This window comes from Shewanella algicola, assembly GCF_014648035.1.
Taxonomy (GTDB): domain Bacteria; phylum Pseudomonadota; class Gammaproteobacteria; order Enterobacterales; family Shewanellaceae; genus Shewanella; species Shewanella algicola.
In genome coordinates, this window is the sequence record NZ_BMQI01000168.1 from 1 (window position 1) to 672 (window position 672).

1 rRNA gene is annotated in these 672 nt (G+C 53.9%); it reads left to right on the plus strand.

The features are described from left to right. A 23S ribosomal RNA gene (locus IEY42_RS22260) occupies positions 1–672 on the plus strand; the annotation flags it as partial.

Sequence of the window (672 nt, forward strand, 5' to 3'; positions counted from 1 at the left end):
GGGTTCGGGACAGTGCCTGGTGGGTAGTTTGACTGGGGCGGTCTCCTCCCAAAGAGTAACGGAGGAGCACGAAGGTTGGCTAAGTACGGTCGGACATCGTACGGTTAGTGCAATGGCATAAGCCAGCTTAACTGCGAGACATACACGTCGAGCAGGTACGAAAGTAGGTCATAGTGATCCGGTGGTTCTGAATGGAAGGGCCATCGCTCAACGGATAAAAGGTACTCCGGGGATAACAGGCTGATACCGCCCAAGAGTTCATATCGACGGCGGTGTTTGGCACCTCGATGTCGGCTCATCACATCCTGGGGCTGAAGTCGGTCCCAAGGGTATGGCTGTTCGCCATTTAAAGTGGTACGCGAGCTGGGTTCAGAACGTCGTGAGACAGTTCGGTCCCTATCTGCCGTGGGCGTTGGATGATTGAAGGGAGCTGCTCCTAGTACGAGAGGACCGGAGTGGACGAACCGCTGGTGTTCGGGTTGTTATGCCAATAGCATTGCCCGGTAGCTACGTTCGGGATCGATAACCGCTGAAAGCATCTAAGCGGGAAGCGAGCCCTAAGATGAGTCATCCCTAGAGCTTTAAGCTCTCTAAAGGGCCGTAGGAGACTACTACGTTGATAGGCAAGGTGTGTAAGCGTTGTGAGGCGTTGAGCTAACTTGTACTAATGAC